Here is a 15203-nt window from a genome sequence, read left to right as displayed (position 1 = left end):
GTGGTTGAATCTCCCCAATGATCAAGGGGCTTTCCGGGACGCCGCCCGGCGAGACCAGCCCACGGTGGTCCAGGCCGTCGTACAAGGGGAGGCAACGCCGCAGGAGTTGCTCAATGCTGGCTGACCGCCACGGTGTCGTCGAGCAAGGGCGCTTCGTGGCGGTTCACGGAGCGGACCCCGTCGGCGTGCTGCAGCCATGCCGGGCCGCTGACTGCTCCGCGAAGTGCTCCAGATCCGCGCGCTCCTCTTTCGTGAGCGGGTCCGAGCTGAACTTCCGGTCGCTGCCCTCGACCGGCGAAGCATGGTAGTAACCGATGCCCAGGGCGCCCGGGCAGGTGGCTGACGTCCAGGCCGTGGACCTGTCGACCCCCGAGGGGGTGTCGTGGCCGCCGTACTTGCCGTTGACCACAGCCTGGGAAGCATCACTGAAGGGACCGTATGCCGCGGCCAGTTGCAAACCGCCGACGAGCAGACACTCTTCGGCCGGTGACGTTCCAGCGGCGGTTTCCCGCACCTTCTTACTTGCCGTCATTCCCTTGCAGGTCCCCGTGGCATCGCTCGCCGGCACGGTCGTGGCTTCGGCAGCGGGAGCGGTGAGCTTTCCCGAGTCTCCCGGCTCCGTCGCACAGCCGGTCTTCTCTGCGGCACGCTGGGCTGCACCGGTCACCGTACGGGCGAGGTCGAGCCGGACGGCCTGCGTGGCCTCCCTGCCGTAGGGCGACTCGCCCACCACGAGAATTCCGCTGCCTTCCTCCGGCGTCCAGTTCTTACAACTGAGAAGCACCGACGCCGTGGCCTCGTCCTCGTCGGTGACCATGAATCCCTGCCAACCCGCGTCCAGAGGTACGGGAAAGGACTCCTGGTCACGCTGGAAGGAATAGAACCCGTATGCGTTGTGAGCACCGGACGTGGTCTCGATCGATATCACGACGCCGTCGACATCGCACGTCGTCGCCAGACCGGATGGCTCCGTCACATCGCTGGAGACGTCGAACTGCTTGCTGGAGACGTGGAAGCCCAAACCGAGCAGAGAGAGCTTCGACTTCCCCGCGAGACTCAGGACCGGGTCGACCGGAAGCATCCCACTGCACACCCGCGCGGTCTTGTCGGCCGGATACTGGAGTTGGAATCCGTAGTACCCGGCCCCCAGAACGGCCAGCGCCACGGCCGAACCGATCAGCCGACGCTTCACGTTTCCCCGGAGCAGTGCCTGGTAGTTCCACTTCACTTGAAGCAAATCCCGTCTGCGTTTTCAGCTGCCCGAGGGACTCGGAGACGCTGAACCAGAGTTCGCCCCGGGTCGGACCGCGGAGCACTTGAAGACGTCACCACCCAGGTAACGCGCTGCAATGGTCGCCGCGGACGTGAATGCCTCGCGCAGCTCATCGTCCAAGATGCGTGCCGGCGGCAGGTCCTTCACCTCGACCTCGAGCACTCCTTCGTCACCTGCGGCACTGCCCGGCGCAGCGCACGGAATGACGACCCGCGCTCGGTTCGTGTCGATGTACCCATGGGCCGAACCGACCGTGAACCCCCCGGCATCGGGGCTGGGCGACGCGCCGGAGCGGGTCGTGTCCGTCTTCCAGAGGTAGTCGATCCTGACGGCGTGGTCCTTGCCGTACAGGTAGCACCTGCCGCCCGCGGTCCACTTCTTGGGAGAGAAGTCGTGAGTTTCGTCGGACTTCACGCCGTCACTGCCCACGAGCGTACGAAACACGTCGCCGTGGAGCTTGCCGTCGCAAACGGACGTGCTGCGTTTGTCCGTTGCGTCGTCGTTCCCACTACTACAGCCGGACACGGCCAACATCGCGGTGACGACCACCGTCAACGGCCAGAGTGTCCTTGGTGGCCCGGAGCGGACGCGTGGTTCCAGAAGGCTGGGCACTTTCGTGATCACCGTCCGCTCGTGGAGGAGTTCCAGGTGGTTCCTGCGGAGTATCCGTCCTCCGCGGCCCGGGCCGCGGCTTCGGCATACACATTGATGTCCTTGTCGGACGTCTGCACACCGGAGTGCGCTATGGCCTGGCGAAGTGATTCCGCGCTCGAAGACCTGACTGCTTCCCTGCCCTCGGCATACCGTTCGCTCGCCTCGTGCTTGGCCTCGTCCACGGTGTCCTGCTGGACCTGGTCCACCACGAGTGCCTGGATGTCCTCCACCGCCCAGCCTGCGATCGTTCCGACGATCGGAGCTGCGGTGTTCGTCGCCGCGCCGACCGCCATCCCCAGACCCCGGCCCGCCCATTTGTCGCCCAGAGCCACCGCGTCGTTGAAGTCCTTGTCGGACGCCGAATGCTCCTCGAAGATGGCCTGGTCACGTGCATCGCTGAGGATGCCCGCCACGACGCCGCCCGGGTGGGCCACATTTTCCATCGCGGTGGCCATGTCCGACGGGTTGCTCTCCGCCACCTGCTGCATCCAAATGGCGGTGTTGGCCTGCGAGGCCTCTGTGATCGCGACATAGGCATCCGGGTCGCGACCGACCGTCGCGAGGAACGGCTGGAGCTTGCCCGTGTCCAGATTGGCATCCGCCCCGAAGGGCTTGATCGTGCCCTGCTCGTTTCCGATGGAAGCCTGGACGTCCGCCATGTATTCGGCCGTCATGTTGCCCAGGCTGTCACGCAACGCGTCCCGGGGAGAGCCGCTGGCCAGGCCAGGATCGCCGCCAACGGTGTCGACCACGTGGCTCATGAGGGCTGCGCGCTCGGCTGTGTGCTTGACCGGAGCACCGTCGTCGTCGAACGAGCGGCCCGAGGTCGCGGACTCCAGGGCATGCCCGAGGTTGTTGTACCCGCTGGGGTTCCCGGGATCGCCCGTGTAGCCGGGACCCTCGGGCCAGTGTCGGTCCTTCAGCAGGTAGTCCAGGTGATCGACCTTCTCGCCGTCGATGGTGGCCTCGGAGGTAAGGAACTCGGTGGAGGCGTCCGGGTTGTGCCCCAGCGCGTCCATGAATCCCGTCATGGGGTCGAGCGCCCCGATGTTGGTCGTGCCCAGCGTCCGCGGATAGCCCCAGTACGCGTCCGGGTTCTGCCCCGCGTTCGCGCCGTTCTTCTCCGCGGTGATCAGCGCGTCGCCGTAGTCCTGGAGGAAGTCCTTGTCCCACTTGCCCTCGCTCATCAGGCTGCTGGTGAGCTGGTAGCCGCTGAGGCCGTACGGCGACTCGGTGGGGTTGGCGTTGAAGTCGCGCTGGCCCGCCTTGAGCAGGTCGTTCTGGAACTTGGTGATGTCCTTGTCGGGCTTCCCGTTGTCGTCCGACGTGGTGGCCGTGCCGATGGTGGTGCCCAGGTTCGCCTTGAGCTCCTTGAGTTGGGCCAGCTGCGCCTTGGAGAGCGTGGTGCCGGCTGGCGGGCTCATGAGCTCGTTGTACTTGCTCAGCATGTTCTCGCCACCGGTCTTGACCGCGAAGTCCCTTGAGAACTCTGGGTCGTTCTTGTTGGCGGAGAGGAGCAGGTTGAGCTTGGTGATCTCGGCGTCGGAGAGCCGGCCCTTCTTGTTCATCAGGGCGGCCGCCTGGTCGGCCTCGACGGAGTCGAGGGTGGTGTAGACGCTGGTGTTGAAGGACTGGCTGTCGCCGTTGGCGTCGCGTTCCAGAGCCGAACTGGCGGCCTCGTCCGCGGCGGTGGCCACTTCCAGGACCCGCGTCAGCCGGGAGACGAGCGAGTCCAGCTTCTTCTTGCGTTCCTCGGCGAGACCCGGAGAAGCGGAAGCGGTCGGGCTGTCCTGCCGCGGGTCGACGTCCTCGACGCGCCCGTCGTCGTAGACCTTGTAGTGGTCGTTGCGGGCCTCGTCGAGCAGGGCGTGCAACTGCTTCTGAGACGCGGCGAATTCGCCGTGCGCGTCCAGCAGCAGCTTGGCGATGCGCTCCGCCTCGGTGGCGGCGTTCTCGTACTCCGTACGGGCCTTGCCCATGGTGACGAAGGCAGCCTCGGCCGCGTCACCCTCCCAGTGGCCCCTGAGGTGGTTGATGACCCGCTGCTCGAACTCCCGCTGCAACGCGTCGTACTTGGCCGGCAACGCTTTCCAGGACGCGGCGGCGTCGGCCAGCGGGCCGAGGTCGGCCTTGTCGAGGTAGGGGATGGACACCATGTGCGACTGCTCCTTGTGAGGGGGATCCGGTCCGACTCGATGGGCTCACCCGGGCAGCGCTAGGAGCGACGGCCCGGGCGGCCCCATTCACCCGAAGGGCGTGCTGATCGAGCGCTGCCGGGCCTGCTCCTCCTGCTCGGTGCTGGTGTAGTGGCCGGAGGTGGTGTGGAGCTTGTCGCTGATGTCCTGGAGCAGGCTCTTGAGGTTGAGGACCTGGGAGCCCCAACGCACGTCCATGGTCACCAGGGAACCGGCGGTGGCCCAGGAGCCCGCCTCGGCCATGCCCCCGGCACTGTGCTTGTTCAGCCCCCTGGAGGCGCTCAGGCAGTCGTCGTCGGCGCCGTTGTCGACGTTCTCGGTGTCACCGCGCAGTTCGACGAGCGCGTTGGCAGCCTCATCAAGGCGCTGTGTGTCGACGTTGGTACCGCCACCGCCGCCCCCGCCACCGCCCTCTGCGGGCACGGAGTTCAGCCGCGTCTGAGTGGATCCGCTCTGCTGCGGTGCATCGAAGGGAGTACTCATCCCTTGTCCCATCCCCGTTGTGTAAGTGGTGGGCATGCCCGGTCCATTCACTCGCCGACGGATTTCGTTGCATCCGTACGACGTGAGGTGCCCACTCCGGCCGAGCCTCGCGCTCGGCGACCTAGGCAAGGACATGCCAATCAGCAGGCCGAAAGATACCGGATCTTCCTTTGCGCGGCCCACTGTTGGCCGCACTGTGGGACGCATAAGTGAACACGAACGGCCCGGTGGGTACCCGCCGGGCCGTCAGCCGCTCACCGGAGATCAGACGGCCGACTCTTCCACGACGGACCCGGCCGGCGCCTTCGCACCCACCGGCCTACCGAAGTCGGAGTCCGTGAGGTCCTGCATGTTGTCACGGGTGCTGTCCTGCTTGATGAAGTACGGCTTGCCAGTGGTCGCCACGTACCACGTGACGGACTCCCCATGTTCCGCCAGTACGACCGCCACGGCCTGCTGACCGTCCACCGTGGTCACGTTGCCCTTGGTCGCCTTGCTGTCGGCATCGAGCGGGTCGGGGGCGCCGAACTGCTCCTGGTGACACCAGGAGCAGCTTCGACATGAGTGCCTTGCTCGGCGTGCCGTGGGTCCACTTCTCGGCGGAGAAAGCCTTTCATTGAGCGCGGAGTTCCTGCTCTCGGCGTAGGTCGAATCAGGCTTGGCGAAGGAACCCTTCTCCGAGATCATGACGCTGCCCATATATTCCGTGGCGGAGAGCCGCAGCTCGCTCTTGTTGCCGTCGCTCTCCATCTTGTCGCGACAGGATCCCGCCCCGGCATTGGTCTTCATGTCCGTGTTGCAGATCTCCTTCGCGGAGAGCTTGTCGACACCGTTCGGCTCGGCAGCGGGACTGTCCTTCGCAGCCTTGGACAGCGTGGAACCAGCTGCGGACTGCTGTGAAAGTCTTGACCTATCGCTGGGATGTACGAGAACGCGAGGGCCGCGTCGGGCAGACCGTCTGGGCAGAGCTGAAAGCCGCGGAGACGATGGTGGCCTCCGGTCCAGTGCAGGTGAGTCACTCGGGCCTGATTGCGTCTACTGGTACGGCGGCCACTGACCAGAAGGCGGGGTGGGCTGCTGGTACGGATTCTGCTGTGGCGGGACAGGCTGTTGGCCGTATTGCGGATACGCGACAGAACCGCCAGGCCCACCGCCCCCGGGCCCCTGACGTTGCAGTCGACGACCGCTCTTGAAGAGCCAGAAGCCGCCGAGCATGAAGAGGAGCGTGGTGAGGGACCCGACGGCCGCAAGCCCAACCTTGAAGAAGTCCATACCCTGGGAGTACGTCTTGGGCGTGCCGTCGTCTCCGGGGCCGAAGTGCAAACCGGTCCCGGTGTCCCCGATCGCTACCTTCTTCTCTGGAGCGAGCTTGGCCGCAGCCTGTAGTGCCGCTTTCGCGTTGACCACTCCATAGCCGGTCTCCGCGCTGTACCCACGGGAGGAATGTGAAGCAGTCTCTTCGAGGACCTTCTCCACCTGACGCGGCGCGAGATCCGGATACTTCGAGACGATCAGCGCACTTACGCCCGCAGCCAGTGCACAGGCTGTAGATGTTCCCTCGCCGGACGTACGACCGCTGGATCGGTAGTCCGCTTCGTAGATGGCAACGCCCGGAGCGGCGATGTCAACGTATGAGTGCACGGACGAGAACGATGCGCGCGATCCGTCCGGGGTTGAGGCCGCCACAGTGATGACGCCCGGGTAGGCCGACGGATAAGAAATAGCATTGTCGCCCCCCTCTGACGTGTCCCCTAGGTTGCCTACTGCGCCAAGAAGTACGACGCCCTTAGACAGGGCGTAATCAATAGCCTTCAGGGCCTTCTCGTCGTAACTATTCAAGAGGGTCCTGGAACCGATGGACATCGAGATAACATCGGCTCCGTGATCCGTTGCGTAGATGATCGCCTGCGAGAGCGCATCAGGGTTACTCATTTTGCCCCCCTGATAGTTGGGGTCGTCCTCATCCCGGATTACGCGCAGCCCCAGAATCTTCGCTTTGGGGGCAATATCGAGGACGCTGGATGCCATCGCCGTGCCATGCTCGCCGTACCATGACTCAGACTTATCATTCGCCTGGAGAAAGTCCGGTCCCTCCGTCGCACGGCCCTTCAGCACGGGATGGTCAGTACGGATGCCAGTGTCAACGACCGCAACCGTGACGCCTTCGCCCTGGCTGATGGTGTGGGCAGCCGGGACGGACATGGCCGGTAGCTCCCAGCCCCGTGCAGGGGCGGCTGAGGCAGCTGACACGCTGGCCACTGTCAGGACTCCTGCCAGGAGCGCGCTCTTCATAATTCGCTTGATCACTTGCCCAACACCGTCCGCCGCAGATCATCGGCATAGATCGCCGCGAGAGCTTTCGCTGTGTTTCTGTAGGGGGCTCTCTCTTCAAAGCCAATGAAGGCCCATGGTTCAGGTAGTTGACCGACTGGACGGGCGGAGTCCGTGGGCCCCGTGGTGATGGTTACGGTATACGGCGAATCCGGCAGGTAGACCTGCGTCGCAGCACCACCGATACCCATCTTCTCCGACCAGGCGGCCGCCTGCGTACCAGGAACGGCAAACGGCCGAACCGTAGGCGCTCGGTCGGAACCCACCGCGTCGCTCTGAATCCTCTCGATCCGGGATTCGATTGCCTCGGCGGCGGCCGGCGTATTGGCCACCACTAGGCCAACGGTCGCGACCATCTCGCCGCCCACGTCCGTGTAAGTCGCTCGCAGCACAAATTTGCACCCGTCGGCCACGTTTCCCGAAAAATCAGCGGAGAACGCCTCCTTGCATGAAGCACCTTCGGCGATCCCTTGACGTGCCCAAACCTTTGAATCGTCACCAACAGTCCTGCTAGTAAAACGGGCAGGAAAAATGTCGTCACTCCGAAGGTTATGCCATGCCTTGGGGATGAACGCATCGTTCGAATTTTGCTCTTTGGAGTCCTGAATGGTCTTGTAGACGGTCAAGGCCGAACCGAGAAGCGGAAAAACACCGAACACCATCAGCAGGATACCGAAGGTTTTACGGGCACGCCCCTTTGACTTCGCCGGCGGTGTCGACTGGTAGGACGGATAAGGAACTTCCGGTGAAGTAGGCGAGGCTCCTTGAGGAAAGCCACCATATGCCGATGAGCCGGGGGGCGTATATCCCGGAGGTTGGCTGGAGTGCACTTGAGTTTCCCTTTTTAGCGACTTAAGCAAACAACCCAGGCGTGCCCTCGTTATTTCGCATTTCCACGCGAACGTGAGGTTCGGCTATGTCACGCGCGGTTGGTGCCAATCTATTTCAGGCAGCTACTGCTGAGGCGGCCATTGGCCCTGAGGCGGGGTGGACTGCTGCTGGTACGGGTTTTGTTGCGGGGTTACGTGCTGCTGGTACGGATTCTGCTGCGGGGAGGCCGAGGGCTGGCCGTAGTGAGACGGACCGGTCGAGCCCCCAGGTCCATTGTTCTTGTTGCGCCGGGACAGCTTCACAACCAGGAGCACAATAAGACCAATTACAACCACGGCAGTGACGGCAAGGATGACGAGAAACAGTACTTGGTTCTGGTCTCCCTTTTCGTCTTCAGCAGCACTGCCAGTGGCAGAGTTGCCAGCGCTCGGAGCAGAGGACGAGCTACTGTCGCCTGAGACGTTGAGCGGCCCATATTTGGATCCCGCAGGAATATTCTTCGTCAAAGCATTAAGCGGATTAACGATCCCATAACCGTACTTCTCGTCCGGCAGGGAGATACCCTTCACCGATGCGGGGATGACAGCGGTCTTCACGAGCCGGTTGGCAACCTGCCCCGCCGTGAGGTCAGGGAACTTTGCTCGGATCAACGCTGCGGCAGCAGACACGTAGGCAGTAGCGTCTGAAGTTCCGTCTCCGATACCGAGCTTACTATTGCCTGGCCACCCTGCGTGCACAATGCGAGTAGCTGGCGCAGTCAGAAGAACCTCAGGCCCGTAGTTAGATTTCTCCCAAACTTTTCCACTACTGTCCACGCCACCGACAGTTAGCACACCAGGATATTTCGCGGGAAACTGAATATTGGTGCTACCGTTGTTGCCCGAACCTGAGACGATCAAGACATTATGCGCAAGTGCATATGTCACAGCTTCTCGGTCCTGCGGGAGATCCTGCGTCTGAAATTCGGAAATGTTGATGATTGAGGCACCGTGATCCACGGCGTAGCGGATCGCATCCGCATAGCCATTGGTACCCGACCGAATAGGGAGAATCTTAGCGTCTGGCGCCAACCCCTTGACACCATCATCTCCCTCTAGACCATGACCATGGCCAGCAATAATCGAAGCCATTCCCGTGCCGTGACCTGAGCCCGAATTGGCTCCTTCAGGACTTGCATCATCGTCATCGTCCTCGAAGTCTCGCCCCTTGAGCACGTTGCCCTTCAGGTCGATATGGTCGGAATTGACACCATTATCAATAAGACCAACAGTGACACCGCTGCCGGTGGAGACCTTCCAAACCGATTCGGCTTGCAATGCGTCCAGCGCCCACTGGTCATCTCTGGTCTGGTCGGCAAAGGAAGCCGGAGCCGCTGCCAGGACCAGAGCGCCAGTCAATGCTGTAACACTCAGCGCATGTGCCGTTCGCTTGAAGGCCATTCCGTGTTCCATCTCCCGTTACCTAACGTGGGCGTGGTCTTCTGACCACGCCCACGCATCCTGTCACTTGCCACTGGACCTCAGACGACTACTCGATGACTCGAGGGGCCGCGTTGGTCTGCGGGGTCCAGGTCTCCTCGTCCTCGACCAGGTAGTCGGGACGCTCGCCCTCGTGCTGTTCGTCTTCCTTGCGGCGGCCAGTGCGCGAACCGGGGGCGCCTGCGACGCCCCCCTTGCGAACGGCGCTGGCTCCTCCCTTGCCTGCGGCACCGCGGCTGCTGTGTAGGCCCGAACCGCCGGCAGTGCCCCTACCCGCGCCTGTACCGGACTTGGGCGTGCCACCGACTACGCCACCACGAGCCGTGCCTCCTACACGTCCGGCTGCACCCTTGGCAGCGCCTGCGCCGCCCACGCCGCCGGCACCGGCACCGGCACGACCTGCCATGCCCGCAGCTCCGACACGACCGACCATGCCGCCGCGAGCGGCACCAGCTCCAGCCGCACCTCCAACCGCACCACCGACGAAGCCAGCACCACCGACACCACCACCGATGCCACCGACACCACTGACAGATCCACCACCGGCCATGCCTGCCCCGCCGACCGTCGGCGCACCAGTCCGTCCACCGGTGATGCCATCAATCGCTGTGCCGACATTCGGGGTCTGCGGCGTCGCCTTATGCGCGCCACCTGTGATGCCCGAAGGCGGAGCCACAGGCTTGGAGGAGCCGATCGTGCTGGTCTGGCCACCACTACGAGCAGCGCCCCCCGATACCTTTTGCGGGCTTCGCGTTGCGGTCCCTGTGGGCATAATCACGGGAGCAGGGGCAACGCCGCCGCTGGGATCGCCAGGGTAGTCCTGGGTATCGTCAATACTGCCCCTCCACCTCCCCATCTCCAGGGCCCGACTGTTGTAGGCCGCCCCCAAAATCTCCATCTGCTCAGCCATCTTGAGCTGAGCTTCTCGTCCCGCCGACAGACTGCCCTCTTTATTGGCGAGGACATCCCCCGAACTGGCCCCACTCCTAAGGGCGTTGTCAGCAGCCGGACCTCCATCCCGGTCGCCAAGATCTCCTATGAAGTCCGCCGCGCTGGAGAGCTTGCCCGGCTTCTCCATCGCCATAACCGTGTCCTTGACACGCGAGAGGATCGCAGCCGCGCCACGGAGGGACGCCGCGACGTTGTCCGCATACCCGGCACTGTCGGTGAGCGTCTTACTGATCTCCTTGGCCCGCTCCCTGAAGAGATCTGCGCTCTGACCTTCCCAATGCCCCAGGACGTGCTGGACAGCGGTATCAAGAGCTTCCTTGATGCCGCCGCTGCCGACGAGGTCATTGCTGAGATCTGCCCAGCCCTGTGCGACCGACTGGACCGTTCCCGCGTCTGCGCCCTGGACCATCGCCTTCATCTGGTCCATGTCGCACTCAAGCCCAAATTTCGTGGTGGGCTTTGCCGCAAAGCACTGGTTTGCCGGCACGTATTGCAGGTCGCCGATGCCCTTGTCGCCCATGGTTACTGCCCCCTCATCTCCATGTAGCAGAACACCTGTCACTTCCCTCGGAACGCGGAGTAGTTCTCCGCCTCAGCGTCGCTGAACGCATCATGCGTCTTCTTCGTCTTCTGCCCGAAGTCGTCCAGTAGGTCTTCGAGGTATTGGACGACACCCTCAAGGACCGTCTTCATCTGATCATGAGCCGTGTACAGCGTCTCTGCCTCCCCGAACCCAGTCCCAAGAGCCCCCTGCGGCAGATACGTCTTGTTCTTTACACTCGCCTTGGACGCGGACATGTTCTTGAGGACAGCGTTCAGCTTGGTGATCGTCCCCTCGATCTCACTCAGATCGACCTTGTACTGCTCAGCCATAATGCTCAGCTCCCCGTTGACTCCACGTTGTTACCCACACCCTGCTTACGTCGCCAGTCGCTCAGAACCCGCCCGCCCCCGAACAGCAGCAGCACCAACGCGAACCCGGCCGCCAGGACGTACAGCGCGTAGCGTTCCGTTCGTTGTTGTTCGGACTCGCCGAGGACCAGTGTCGCGGCCTGGACGTTGGCGGAGTCGCCCGCGGGGCCGACCGAGTCCGGCTTCGGGCCGTCGGCCGAGGGCGCCGTCGTGTCGTCGTTGACCGCGGCGGCCGGGTCGATGACGCCCCAGCCCACGAAGTCGTCGCGGCCCGCCTTGGTCCGGTCCGCCGTCTGCTCGATCTGGGTGATGACCTGCTTGTAGGTCCACTCCGGGTGCTTGGCGCGGATCAGCGCCGCGACACCCGAGACGTACGGGGCCGCGAAACTCGTGCCCTGGTCGACGCAGTTGCCGCCCACCGGGACGGTCGAGACCATGTCGATGCCCGGCGCCGCGACGCCCACGAACGGGCCCGACTGGGAGAAGGGGGCACGGGCGTTGTTGCGGTCGGAAGCCGCGACCGCCAGCACGCCCGGGTACGCCGCCGGGTACGTCTCCTTGATCTTGCCGTCCGCACCGTCGTTGCCGGCCGCCGCGACGATCAGGGCGTCCTTCTGGTCCTGGGCGTACTTGATGACCGCCCGGAAAGCCGTGTCGACCGTCGGGTCCATCTTCGAAGCGGTGTCCTGCGAGATGTTGATGACCTTGGCGCCGGCGTCGGCCGCGTACTTGATCGCCTGCATCATCGTGTCGACATTGCCGCTGCCCTGGTCGTCGTTCTGGCGGATCGGGATGATCGTCGCTTCCGGGGCGAGGCCGATGAATCCGGTGCCGTCGAGCTTCCGGGCCGCGATGATGCCCGCCACCTTGGTGCCGTGGCCCACCTTGTCGGTCTTGCCGTTGCCGCCCGGGTGCAGGAAGTCCTTGCCGTTGGCGACGGCGCCGCCCTTGAGCTGCGCGTTGACGGTGTCGACACCGGTGTCGATGACGGCGACCTTGACGTTCTTGCCCTTGGTGTCCTGCCATAGCTGGTCCAGAACGACACGCTGCAGCGACCAGGGCGTTCCCTTGATGATGTCGGACGGGAACGAGCAGCTGGTGTCGTCGACCTGGAAGCGCACGTCGTCGTCGGCCAAGGTGGTCCGCACGCGCTCGGCGGCGGCAATCGGTGTGGCCCCCGCCAAGGGCAGCCCACAGGCCAGTACCGCGACGGCGGCGGTGCCTGCGGCGCTTCGACGCGCGGTGCGCGATGCCCCGGATCCCACTGTCTTACGTCCTCCCGTTTTGTTCCTGTACGGGGCGCATGAACCAGCTATGAGCGGAAAAGTCCATACGCCCCGTGAACCGCCGATGGGGGCGAGCGCGCGACAGCGCACCCGCCCCCATCAAGCGGTCACGTCAGCCGCCCCAGATCTGGGCGTTCTTCGACTCGGTCGCCTGGTAGTTCTGGGCGGCGCTGTCGAGGGCCTTGGCGATGGCCTCCAGCGTCTGCTGCATGGAGGCGGCGCGCTGGTCCCACTCGGCCTGCTTGGCGCGGTAGGACTCCTGCGCCGTGCCTTCCCAGCTGGCGGAGATGCGCTTGACGCCGCTCTCCAGCTCGTCAAGCTGCGTACGGATCTTGCCCGCGGTGCTGCGGACGTCCTGCGCGGCCTGGGAGATCGTGGCGAAATTTACAAGAATCTGCCCGGACATCTCTTCTATGTCTCCTCAGATGTGTGGATGGTCGGTCACGGACGTGCGCCGCGGCGCACGGGTCCGATCATCCGAAGGGGGACGAGGCCGCGATGTTCTGGATGGACGCGCGCTGCTCCTCTTCCGAAGCCGCGTAGGCCTTGGTGCTCTGGTCGATCGCTTCCTTGATGTCGTTCAAGATCTGGTTGATCTTGTTGGCATCCTGGTTCACCTGCGACTGCAGGTTGTTGTACGCGGTGGCCGCCGAGCCCTTCCAGCCGCCCGTGATCGTGTCGATCACGGTCTGCAGACGGGAGATTTCGCCCTGGATCGAGGAGTTGACCGAGGAGATCTTGCCGCTGAACGCGACCATCTCCTCCTCGGTCATGGTGAACTGCTGTCCAGCCATGTTGTGTCCCCCATGAGACGTAGGAGTTCTGAGTCGACCCACACACGGCACACCGCCGCCGAAGGGCGGCAGGCGTAGCCAGTCTGGTCTGGCACCACTCTAGACGCATCCGCCGACAGAACGAACATCCGAAGGGTTCTGTAGCAAGATCGCGATGAACTCAACTCACCTTTTTCACAAGTTGTTTGCTATGCGCGCGCGACGCGCGCGGCCAACAAAGCGGCCGACGAAGGCGACGGAGGAAGACACCGCGAGGGCCCTCCCCCAGCCCCAACAGCCTGGCGGAGAGCCCTCGTTGCGGCCCGGACGCCGGCCTACGACCCCTGCGCCTGCTCCGCGTTCCCGCTGCTGAGCTCCGGCCCCGCCGCCAGCAGATCGGCCCACGCGGCCGGCACCGCGACCGGCTTGATCTTGCCGTAACCGAGCCTGACCTGGGCGGTGTTGGTCTGCTGGGTGTCTGCCTTCTCGCCGCCGGTGACCGCGCTGTCGTTGCGTGCGGGGACCGAGTAGCGCAGGCCGGTGTCGGTGACGAGGAAGGTGCTGCCGCCACCGGCGTCGGCACCCGTGAGGCGCTTGAACAGCAGGCCGCTGCCGGGCGAGACGTAGGTCCGGGAACCGCTCTGGGAGAGGTCCTTGGGGTAGTCCGAGCCGGTCCACACCGTCATCAGCTCCGAGCCCGTCCTCGGATTCTTCTCACCGCCGTGCCAGACGCTGCACGAGATCTTGTTGCCGCCCCGCTCCCAGTGCGTGTTGGCCTGGACCACCGGCTCGTCGGGCCACCTCATCTCGTCCATCCACTCGCCGGTATCCGGGTGGATGTCGTTGAAGCCGACCTCCACCGGCGCGGGGGTCTTGCCCGCGTACACGGAGTTGATGAAAGGACTGCGCATCCACATCTGCGCCGCGAAGTCGGACACCGGCTGGACCTTGTCCTTCAGCACGACGTACTTCTGCTGCACGGCTCCGGAACCGGCCTCGAGGATCATGCCCACCTTGGAGAGGTTGGGAGCGAGCCCCTCGACATTCGCCTCCGCCCCCGCCTCCGCCCCCATGTTGGGGAACTCGAGGGTTCCCGCGATGTTCAGCGTCTTGAGGAAGTCCGGGCTGACGCTCTGCGGCTTGCCGACTCCGAACACGGCCCGCTCGATGTCCTGCAGCGAGTTCTTGCTGTCGAGCCGCCAGTCCTTGCCGCCGATCAGGTAGGCGCTCCCGTCATCGGTGACCATGTACCGCGGACCGTTGCCGCTGAGCGAGGTGGGGTCCTTCGGGCCCTCGATGTACAGGACGTGGCCCGGCTTCAGCTCGCCCTTCGTGTGCAGCAGCTTGTTGTAGTCGCTCTTGTCCAGCACGTAGGTGGCGCTGACGGGCTGCCCGTCCTGCCCCGGCGACTGGCACAGCGCCCAGGTCTTCACCGTCTCCGCGTCCGAAGCGGACGGCAGCCGGTCCGGGGCGAAGGGGATGCCGACGGTGGCGCCCATCGGGTACTTGCTGTTGTCGAGCACCGACTCCTTGATCTTCATGACCTGGGGGTTCTCGCCGTTCAGCAGCAGCTTGGCGGAGGCCAGGTTGAGGACCGGGTGCAGGCTGAGCTTGTTCTCGCCCTTGGTCTTCACCAGGACATAGCGCGTCGTCGACTCGCTGCCGACGAGGATGTTCTTGCCTTCTTGGTTCCAGCCCTTCGGAGCGGTCGGGCTGAGCATGCCCCAGGCGCCGAATCCGATGAGCACCAGCACCGCCACACCGAGACTCGGCAGGACGGTCTTGAGGGGACGCGGTGCCGCCTCTTCCGAACCGTGCGGTGACGGCTGAAGAAACGCCGCCACCGTGCGCCTGCGCGCGAAGGAGTAAGCGTTCAGCTCATCCCGACGTGTCGCCATCGATGGGTCAACTCCCCGTTTTTTCGCTTTGTTGCCGAATGCGGAACTCCCCAGGGCCGCCCGGTAGTCCGTGGCGTTTGCTCCTGCAGGGGCCTCTACTATGCCGTGTGACGATCGCACCGTACGGTACGGGGTACG

At 64.3% G+C, this 15203-nt stretch carries 14 protein-coding genes; all 14 read right to left on the bottom strand.

Features of this window, described 5'->3' with window-relative positions:
* Positions 1–163 precede the first annotated feature (163 nt).
* Positions 164–1081: a hypothetical protein gene (locus AQJ46_RS30515; RefSeq protein ID WP_225887420.1), complete on the bottom strand. Its 918-nt coding sequence runs from the start codon at positions 1079–1081 to the stop codon at positions 164–166.
* A gap of 171 nt (positions 1082–1252) precedes the next feature.
* Positions 1253–1822: a hypothetical protein gene (locus tag AQJ46_RS30510; protein WP_225887424.1), complete on the bottom strand. Its 570-nt coding sequence runs from the start codon at positions 1820–1822 to the stop codon at positions 1253–1255.
* Positions 1823–1893: 71 nt separating this feature from the next.
* The gene (locus AQJ46_RS30505; protein WP_059208604.1) at positions 1894–4083 is read right to left on the bottom strand and encodes a DUF6571 family protein; all 2190 of its coding nucleotides are present in this window, start codon (positions 4081–4083) and stop codon (positions 1894–1896) included.
* A gap of 87 nt (positions 4084–4170) precedes the next feature.
* Complete coding sequence (locus AQJ46_RS30500) at positions 4171–4605, bottom strand: hypothetical protein (protein ID WP_225887419.1); 435 nt, start codon at positions 4603–4605, stop codon at positions 4171–4173.
* 264 nt (positions 4606–4869) lie between these two features.
* Complete coding sequence (locus tag AQJ46_RS30495; protein ID WP_059208603.1) at positions 4870–5394, bottom strand: hypothetical protein; 525 nt, start codon at positions 5392–5394, stop codon at positions 4870–4872.
* Positions 5395–5640: 246 nt separating this feature from the next.
* The gene (locus tag AQJ46_RS30490; protein ID WP_059208602.1) at positions 5641–6807 is read right to left on the bottom strand and encodes a S8 family serine peptidase; all 1167 of its coding nucleotides are present in this window, start codon (positions 6805–6807) and stop codon (positions 5641–5643) included.
* 101 nt (positions 6808–6908) lie between these two features.
* Positions 6909–7766: a hypothetical protein gene (locus AQJ46_RS55580; RefSeq protein WP_159064067.1), complete on the bottom strand. Its 858-nt coding sequence runs from the start codon at positions 7764–7766 to the stop codon at positions 6909–6911.
* 123 nt (positions 7767–7889) lie between these two features.
* Positions 7890–9206, bottom strand: coding sequence for a S8 family serine peptidase (locus AQJ46_RS52625; RefSeq protein ID WP_167368237.1), 1317 nt, complete (start codon positions 9204–9206; stop codon positions 7890–7892).
* 88 nt (positions 9207–9294) lie between these two features.
* Entirely contained in the window at positions 9295–10716 is a 1422-nt protein-coding gene (locus tag AQJ46_RS55575; RefSeq protein WP_079072485.1) for a WXG100 family type VII secretion target, read from the bottom strand.
* A 38-nt stretch (positions 10717–10754) separates the two neighbouring features.
* Positions 10755–11069: a hypothetical protein gene (locus AQJ46_RS30470; RefSeq protein WP_059208598.1), complete on the bottom strand. Its 315-nt coding sequence runs from the start codon at positions 11067–11069 to the stop codon at positions 10755–10757.
* Between the two features lie 5 nt (positions 11070–11074).
* A complete protein-coding gene (gene mycP / locus AQJ46_RS30465; RefSeq protein ID WP_404828488.1) occupies positions 11075–12373 on the bottom strand; it encodes a type VII secretion-associated serine protease mycosin in 1299 nt (432 codons plus the stop codon).
* Positions 12374–12506: 133 nt separating this feature from the next.
* Positions 12507–12800 (bottom strand): WXG100 family type VII secretion target, encoded by a 294-nt coding sequence (locus AQJ46_RS30460; protein ID WP_057616722.1) that lies wholly within the window; start codon positions 12798–12800, stop codon positions 12507–12509.
* A 67-nt stretch (positions 12801–12867) separates the two neighbouring features.
* Positions 12868–13188, bottom strand: a complete 321-nt coding sequence (locus tag AQJ46_RS30455) for a WXG100 family type VII secretion target (RefSeq protein ID WP_007385064.1) — start codon at positions 13186–13188, stop codon at positions 12868–12870.
* Positions 13189–13502: 314 nt separating this feature from the next.
* Positions 13503–15065 carry a type VII secretion protein EccB gene (gene eccB, locus AQJ46_RS30450; RefSeq protein ID WP_059208597.1) on the bottom strand — a complete coding sequence of 521 codons (1563 nt, stop codon included), beginning with the start codon at positions 15063–15065 and terminating at the stop codon, positions 13503–13505.
* Between the last annotated feature and the right edge of the window lie 138 nt (positions 15066–15203).

It is taken from the genome of Streptomyces canus (genome assembly GCF_001514145.1).
GTDB lineage: Bacteria > Actinomycetota > Actinomycetes > Streptomycetales > Streptomycetaceae > Streptomyces > Streptomyces canus.
Note: the sequence above shows the minus strand (reverse complement) of the source record. Positions and strands in the feature narration are given on the sequence as shown.